Origin of the sequence: Escherichia sp. Lx600-2 (assembly GCF_036662595.1) — a bacterium.
Classification (GTDB): domain Bacteria; phylum Pseudomonadota; class Gammaproteobacteria; order Enterobacterales; family Enterobacteriaceae; genus Escherichia; species Escherichia coli.
Map to the genome: position 1 here is coordinate 22,838 of NZ_JAYQWM010000051.1, position 7,236 is coordinate 30,073.

The window sequence follows — 7,236 nt, forward strand, 5'->3', positions numbered from 1 at the left end:
ATGACCGCGTTAGTAAATACTCGTCAAAATGTTTCCCAGTTTGGATATTGTTCAGCAATTCGCAGTCGTGGCTGTGCCGGTGGTTGCTCACTGGCAGGACGGGATGGTGTTTGCGGTTTATTGGTGAGTGGGCTGGCTGCCAGACGAAACGCGGAAACCGCTTGCGTTAAACGACTAGCCTGTTCTTCCAGCGCAGCTGCAGCGGCAGCTGATTCCTGCACCAGCGATGCGTTCTGTTGCGTGACGCGATCCATTTCCGAAACCGCCAATGCGACTTGATCGATGCCACGGCTCTGTTCATCCGATGCCGATGCAATCTCGCCCATAATGTCAGTCACGCGAGTGACAGCATTGACGATATTGTTCATTGTTTCCCCGGCGCTTTCGACCAGCACCGAACCGGTATCAACGCGCGAGACGGAGTCTTCAATGAGAGCTTTGATCTCTTTTGCCGCCTGGGCGCTACGACTGGCAAGATTACGCACTTCGCCCGCCACCACGGCAAAACCACGGCCCTGTTCACCCGCTCGCGCGGCTTCAACCGCGGCATTCAGCGCGAGGATATTAGTCTGGAAGGCAATACCGTCGATAACGCTGATAATGTCGGCAATTTTCTTCGAACTATCGGCGATCTCATGCATCGTTTTCACTACGCCATCCACCACTTTGCCGCCGTGCTGGGCGGTGTCGGAGGCACTTTGCGCCAGTTGCGAGGCCTGGCGGGCGTTATCGGCGTTTTGCTTCACTGTCGCGGTGAGCTGCTCCATGCTGGCGGCAGTTTCTTCCAGCGCGGATGCCTGCTGTTCAGTACGGGAGGAAAGATCGGTGTTGCCCGCCGCAATTTCACGGGTACCGGCATAGATGGCATCTGAACCTTCGCGGACATGAGTGACGGTGTCAGTCAAAGAGCGTTGCATATGTGAAACGCTCTGCGCCAGGTCGCCCATTTCACTGCGCCCGTCAATGGTCAGGGTATTCGCCAGGTTACCACCGGCGATTTCGCGAATGTGAGCAATAATTTTTGCCAGCGGTGTAAGCAACATACGGCGAATGCCGTACCACGCTACCAGCAGAATCAATACCACCACCAGCGCGATAACCGCCAGTTGCCACTGGGCAAATCGGTAATCATCTGCGTTGTCAGTGACGATATCGCGATACAGTTTTTCACTGCTGAGGGCGTACTGAGCAAACGCTTCGCCCATTGCATTTTGCATTCCCTGGGTTGGCTGAGCGAAATAAGCTCCAGTATTGCCATAATCAAGATAATCAATCAGCTCAGTTAACGCTGTGTGATAGTTTTTATATTTTTCATCAATATTACGACTGGTAGCGACCATTTCAGGTAACGGTGCCATGCTTTTGAATTTTTTATAATGAGTCGCGGCCTGGGCCAATGTTTTCCTGGCGCTATCGAGCAATTCAACTTTGGCATTACTTTGTTGATTGGAGGAATCCATCATCATCCGCACCGCTGAACGACTCAGGTTAATGCGCGTTTGCAGCATTAAATCCCAGGTTGACGTCAGCTCGCCCTGCTGTTCCCGTAATTGATTGGAAACCACAAAGCTCTTCTGGCTATGGTGAAGGGAAGAAAAAAACAGACTGCCGGAAATAAGCTGTAACAGTGCGAATACCCCCAGCACCATTACCAACAGCGTGACTACGCGGATACGGTTAATCATAAGGCACCTTCCTGAAAACAAGTTGATCTCGTTATCGGCAAGGAAGGGGGAAACTTTATTGCTGATGCCACCCGCCGCGAAATTGAAATAAAAAACCCGATGCGCAGATCATCGGGTTCATTTCAATTGAGGAAATCGGGAGAATTACGCCACTTCTGACGCCGCGCTATCTAACAGCGCCATCTCTTCGCTGTTCAGCAGTTTTTCGATGTTCACCAGAATCAACATCCGGTCGCCCAGTGCGCCCAGTCCAGTGAGATATTCTGTTGAAAGCGTCACGGCAAATTCCGGTGCCGGACGAATTTGCTCCGCCGTCAATGAAAGCACATCTGAAACGCCGTCAACCACGATGCCGACCACCCGCTGTCCGAGATTCAGGACGATAACTACCGTGTTGTCGTTATAGTCCACATCCACCTGGCTGAACTTAATTCGTAAGTCAACAATCGGCACAATAACGCCGCGCAGATTCGTGACGCCTTTGATAAACGCTGGCGTGTTCGCAATCCGTGTTACCTGATCGTAGCCACGGATCTCCTGCACTTTCAGGATATCAATACCGTACTCTTCATCACCAAGGGTAAATACCAGAAATTCCTGGCCTGACGGCTCGCTGGCCAGCTTTGTTACATTCGTCATACCGGTCATATTGTTACCTTTTTACTCATTCAGGCGGCGGTGTTCGCCATACGTTGTTCGCGGTTTATCGCCTGCAAGGCGGAGACATCAACAATCAGTGCCACGCTGCCGTCGCCAAGAATGGTCGCAGCAGAAATGCCGGGGACTTTGCGATAGTTACTTTCAAGGTTTTTAACCACAACCTGGTGTTGACCAATTAATTGATCCACCAGCAAGGCGTAGCGGCGACCGCCACTTTGTAAGATCACCACAATTCCCTGGGTGGCTTCGGTTTTCGCGTCCGCGACGTTGAACACTTTCCACAGTTCGACGATGGGCAGATATTCACCCCGCACTTCCAGCACCCGCTCGCCGCCGGCCAGTGGATGCAGATCGGCTTCACGGGGTTGCAGTGATTCCATAACAGCATTCAGCGGCAGAATGAAAACTTCATCCGCAACGCGTACGGACATGCCGTCGAGGATGGCCAGCGTCAGCGGCAGTAAAATGCGGATCGTAGTGCCAGTACCCTGCTTCGACTGGATTTCGACATGACCGCCCATCTCCTGGATATTACGTTTAACGACGTCCATGCCGACGCCGCGCCCGGAGACGTCGGTGACCTGCTCTGCCGTGGAGAAGCCTGGTGCAAATATCAGCATCGCGACTTCGTCGTCGCTCATGTTTTCGCTGACAGTCAAACCTTGCGAGGCCGCTTTTGCCAGAATTCGCTCACGGTTTAGCCCCGCCCCATCGTCGGTCACTTCAATGCAAATGTTGCCGCCCTGATGTTCGGCAGACAGAATTAAATTTCCGACGCTGTTTTTACCTGCGGCGAGCCGTTTTTCTGGCAGTTCAATACCGTGATCGAGGCTATTGCGTACCAGGTGGTTCAGCGGGTCGATAATGCGTTCTATCAGGCTCTTGTCGAGCTCGGTGGAACTGCCCACCAGCGTCAGTTCTACCTGCTTGCCGAGTTTTCCCGCCAGATCACGCACCAGCCGGGGATAGCGACTAAAGACATATTCCATCGGCATCATGCGAATCGACATCACTGATTCCTGCAAATCACGAGCGTTACGTTGTAACTGCCCCATGCTGGTAATCAAATCACCATGATTAACCGGGTCCAGTTCGCTGGAACGCTGGGCAAGCATGGACTGGGTGATAACCAGCTCGCCGACGAGGTTAATTAATTGATCAACCTTTTCTACCGCTACACGGATGCTGGTGGATTCACTGCTGCGCGTCGTTTTTTCCCGCTCCACGCGACCGGTTGGCGCTTGTTCGGCTGCCAGTTTAAGCACTGGTGGGGTGGATATTTTTGGCGAGACTTCTACTGTTTCAAAGGTAATCTGATCGGCTTCAATCACAAAACAGAGTACCGCTGTGATGTCATCTTCGGCGATATCGCCCGGTAATATTGCCGAGAGAGAATCCGCCCCTTTCACCACGTCAGTTAACGTTGTCAGATGCCCCAGCTCTTCTTCCAGCAGGTCGACTTCGCCGGCCTTCAGGCGCGAAAGGATAATTCGTCGCGGCAACTGACTGCGACTCTGCTCATCTTGCGGTTCACTTTTGGCAACCACACTTAATCGGGTCACTGCGGATGGCGTTTCGCCTTTCGCTTCTAATGCCAGTTGACGCAAGGCCTGGCAGATATAATCGAAGCTGGCGGCATCCGGCTCTTGCGACTGTTTGTAAGCGTCGAGCTGTTCTTGCATGATGTCCTTCGTTTCCAAAAACAGATTGATAATGTCGGTGTTGAGTTGCATCTCACCTCGTCTGGCTTCATCGAGCAGGTTTTCCATCAGATGCGTGGTTTCCTGCAAAACGCTGAAGCCAAAAGTTCCTGCCCCTCCTTTGATCGAGTGGGCAGCCCGAAAGATGGCATTCAATTGTTCGGCATCTGGCGCTTCCGGCTGCAAAACCAGCAGATGCTGCTCCATATCAGCCAACAGTTCGTCCGCTTCATCAAAAAATGTCTGATAAAAATCGCTTATATCCATGCTCACGCTGTCACCTCGGTTCGGCTGATGGCATTGTGGGAACACTGACCTGTGGTGCAACCTCAGGTTTTTCCAGGGCGCTTACTGGCTCATTCTGGCTTTCGGCGTTTTCATGCAAAATGGCCTGTTCGGCTTGTTTGTTCAGTACCAGCAGGCTGATGCGACGGTTGACGGCATCATCAGGTCCGCGATCGCTTAAGCGCATCGTTGCCGCCATGCCGACGACACGTAACACTTTGCCGCTATCCAACCCGCCGACCATCAGTTCGCGGCGGGATGCATTGGCCCGATCGGCAGAAAGCTCCCAGTTGCTGTAACCTTTCTCACCGCTGGCGTAGGGAAAATCATCGGTATGACCTGAAAGGCTAATACGGTTGGGAATACCGTTCAGTACAGGCGCGATGGCGCGCAGAATGTCGCGCATATAGGGTTCGACATCGGCACTGCCGGTTTTAAACATCGGGCGATTCTGGCTATCGATGATCTGAATACGTAGACCTTCCTGGACCAGATCGATTTTGAGATGTGGACGTAACGCCCGCAGTTTCGGATCGGACTCTATCAACTGGTCGAGATCACCCCGCAATTTCCGCAATCGACTTTGCTCCATGCGTTTTTTCAACTCTTCGATGTTCGGCTGCTTATTCACTTCCCCTGGCTTTGGGTGTAATCATCGCCACCGCCGGGAATTGGGCTTTCACTATTAGAAATGCGATCGCCGCCCGTAACCGCAGTCGCCAGTGGAGTCCGGAAGTACTCCGCAATCTGAATCAACTCTTTTGGGCTGGAGATGGAGATCAGCCACATCACCAGAAAAAAGGCCATCATCGCGGTCATAAAGTCGGCATAAGCAATCTTCCACGATCCATGTGCTGCCCCGTGGCTTTTGGCTTTGCGTCGTTTGACGACAATAATCGGATGCGCTTGATTCTTCATGCTTCCTCGGTTGTCGTCTGTTGTTGCGGATTTTTCACCGCACGCACATGCTCTTCCAGTTCAATAAACGACGGACGTTCGCTGGAATAGAGCGTTTTGCGACCAAACTCAACGGCGATAGGCGGTGCGTAACCGTTCAGATTAGAAAGCAGTGTGACTTTGACGCACTGCATCATTTTGCTGGTTTCGGCGCTTTTCTGACGTAAAACACTCGCTAATGGGGAAATAAATCCGTAAGCCAATAAAATGCCGAGGAAAGTCCCCACCATCGCATGTGCGATAAGCGCCCCCAGCTCGGCGGCAGGACGATCGGCTGAACCTAACGCGTGAACGACCCCCATTACAGCCGCGACAATACCAAACGCCGGAAGTGAGTCCCCGACCAGCGCCAGACTGTTCGCCGGGACTTCTGCCTCGCTTTCGTGCGTCTCAATCTCTTCATCCATCAGGGCTTCGATTTCGAAGGTGTTCATGTGACCGCTGATAATCAGGCGCAGATAATCGACGATAAAATCAAGCATGACGCTATCCGCGATGATGCGTGGGTAGCTGGCGAAGATCTCGCTCTCACGGGGATTTTCAATATCACGTTCCAGCGAAAACATCCCCATCTGCCGCGATTTCGCCATCAACCGATAAAGCAGAGCCAGCAGATCCATATACATTGCTTTGGTGTATTTGGAGCGACGAAACAGCAACGGCAGCGCCTTCAGCGTGCCTTTAATCGCTTTGCCATTATTGCCGACGATAAACGACCCAATCCCTGCACCGGCAATAATCACCAGTTCAGCGGGTTGATAGAGTGCTCCAAGGCTTCCACCGGTCATCAAATAACCGCCGAAAACTGTACCGAGAACAACCAGGTAACCTAATAAGATAAGCACGACATCATCCTTCCACTGTTGACCATGACAGGATGTTCAGTCGTCAGGCGTTAACGTGCGATTGGGGCAAAAAAAAGCAGCGGTACGTCGTTACCGCTGCTGGAATGTTGCGCCACACCGTATCAGTTAAACAGCCTGTACTCTCTGTTCATCCAGCAGTTGTGGGATAATATCGGCAGGATTCTGGGAAAGTTTACGTCTTTTTACTGCCCGGGATGGCGGTTGACATAAGCTGCAGGCAAAGCTGCCAACAGGCTGATGAGCGTGGGTAATAAAATTGCCGCCGCAGCAGTTGCAGCTGGAAAGTTGCAGTAATCCACTTTCAACAAACCGCACCAATGTCCAGGCACGGGTTAATGCCAGCAGCGGTCCTTCTTCTGCTTGCGGGCACTGTTCAAGGTATAAACGGTAGGCTTTGATCACCGCATCGACGCCATTACACAAACCGGTTTTCAGTAAAAACTGCCATGCATTACAGAACATCGAAGCATGAACGTTTTGTTCCCAGGTCATAAACCAGTCGGTTGAGAATGGCAGCATGCCTTTCGGCGGTGGGCTTCCGCGCAGTTCTTTATAAAGTTTTATCAGGCGTCCGCGACTTAACTGTGTTTCGCTTTCCAGCATCTGCAAACGAGCGCCCAGGGTGATCAATTCCATTGCCAGCTGAATATCCCGCGCTTCCTGAACAATGCTTTTTTCACTCATGATCAGGCCCTTTTCTTGCGCAGCGCTTCTTCAGGCTGATTAACATCATTCAGCAAGCGTGTTGAGAGCATGATGCCGGTATGAATTTGCTGGAGATCGTCAACGCGGGAATCTTGCGTCAACTGAGTAATCGTCTGGTGGCTGTCAAAACGGAAGTGACAAACCAGCTGATTGGTTTCTGCCAGCTTAACCATTTGCGGAAGAGTCAGTGCCGCTAATGTTGTCGCCATTTCTTCATTTATGCCGAGACGAAACATAGCGGACGCTTTGTCCTGAACAATCAGACGCTGTGCAAGTAGTAAATATGACAAGTTGATGTCATAGGTAATGACTCCAACTTATTGATAGTGTTTTATGTTCAGATAATGCCCGATGACTTTGTCATGCAGCTCCACCGAT

General features: G+C 51.8%; 7 protein-coding genes and 1 pseudogene. All 8 read right to left on the minus strand.

Annotated elements, in window-relative coordinates:
* Window positions 1-23 precede the first annotated feature (23 nt).
* Entirely contained in the window at window positions 24-1,685 is a 1,662-nt protein-coding gene (gene tar / locus OQV04_RS16850) for a methyl-accepting chemotaxis protein II (protein ID WP_032281052.1), read from the minus strand.
* 144 nt (window positions 1,686-1,829) lie between these two features.
* The gene (cheW, locus tag OQV04_RS16855) at window positions 1,830-2,333 is read right to left on the minus strand and encodes a chemotaxis protein CheW (RefSeq protein ID WP_000147302.1); all 504 of its coding nucleotides are present in this window, start codon (window positions 2,331-2,333) and stop codon (window positions 1,830-1,832) included.
* Window positions 2,334-2,353: 20 nt separating this feature from the next.
* The gene (cheA, locus tag OQV04_RS16860; protein ID WP_274446557.1) at window positions 2,354-4,318 is read right to left on the minus strand and encodes a chemotaxis protein CheA; all 1,965 of its coding nucleotides are present in this window, start codon (window positions 4,316-4,318) and stop codon (window positions 2,354-2,356) included.
* Window positions 4,319-4,322: 4 nt separating this feature from the next.
* Window positions 4,323-5,248 (minus strand): annotated as a pseudogene (motB, locus tag OQV04_RS16865) (flagellar motor protein MotB).
* Window positions 5,245-6,132, minus strand: a complete 888-nt coding sequence (gene motA, locus OQV04_RS16870; protein ID WP_000906325.1) for a flagellar motor stator protein MotA — start codon at window positions 6,130-6,132, stop codon at window positions 5,245-5,247. The pseudogene motB and the gene motA overlap by 4 nt, the downstream one beginning before the upstream one ends.
* A 126-nt stretch (window positions 6,133-6,258) precedes the next feature.
* On the minus strand, window positions 6,259-6,837 hold the full coding sequence (gene flhC / locus OQV04_RS16875) for a flagellar transcriptional regulator FlhC (protein WP_001291603.1): 579 nt from the start codon (window positions 6,835-6,837) through the stop codon (window positions 6,259-6,261).
* A gap of 2 nt (window positions 6,838-6,839) precedes the next feature.
* Window positions 6,840-7,166: a flagellar transcriptional regulator FlhD gene (gene flhD, locus OQV04_RS16880; protein ID WP_112933062.1), complete on the minus strand. Its 327-nt coding sequence runs from the start codon at window positions 7,164-7,166 to the stop codon at window positions 6,840-6,842.
* Between the two features lie 9 nt (window positions 7,167-7,175).
* On the minus strand, window positions 7,176-7,236 hold a 61-nt coding region (locus tag OQV04_RS25130; RefSeq protein ID WP_071528444.1), incomplete at its 5' end, for an IS1 family transposase.